Annotated in this window: 1 protein-coding gene; it reads left to right on the top strand. The window is 62.8% G+C overall.

Translation table 11 applies throughout. From position 1 onward, the window contains the following. Positions 1 to 403, top strand: a 403-nt coding sequence (locus tag ZA06_RS16695; protein WP_157503015.1) for a TGS domain-containing protein, incomplete at both ends; no start/stop codon positions are given.

Below are 403 nucleotides of genomic sequence, written 5' to 3'. Positions count from 1 at the left end.
GGGTACAGGGGCTGCTGGAGATGCAGCAGCGCGCCGGCGACTCGCTGGAATTCATTGAGAACGTGAAGATCGACCTCTTCCCCGATGAGGTCTACGTGTTCACCCCCAAGGGCGAGATCATCGACCTGCCCGCGGGTGCCACCGCCGTCGATTTCGCCTATTCGGTACATACGGATATCGGCAATACCTGCGTGGCGGTGCGCATCAACCAGCGCCTGGCGCCGCTGTCCCAGCCCCTGCAGAGCGGGCAGAAGGTGGAGATCCTCACCAACAAGAAGGCGCAGCCGAACCCCAACTGGCTCAATTTCGTTGTCACCGCCAAGGCCCGCAGTGCCATCCGACACTTCCTCAAGCACCAGCGCCACCACGACTCGGTGGCACTAGGCCGCCGCCTGCTGGAAAA

It is taken from the genome of Mangrovimonas xylaniphaga (genome assembly GCF_001280435.1).
In the GTDB taxonomy this organism is placed as follows: Bacteria; Bacteroidota; Bacteroidia; order Flavobacteriales; family Flavobacteriaceae; genus Mangrovimonas_A; species Mangrovimonas_A xylaniphaga.
This window is presented reverse-complemented; position numbering and strand designations above follow the sequence as displayed.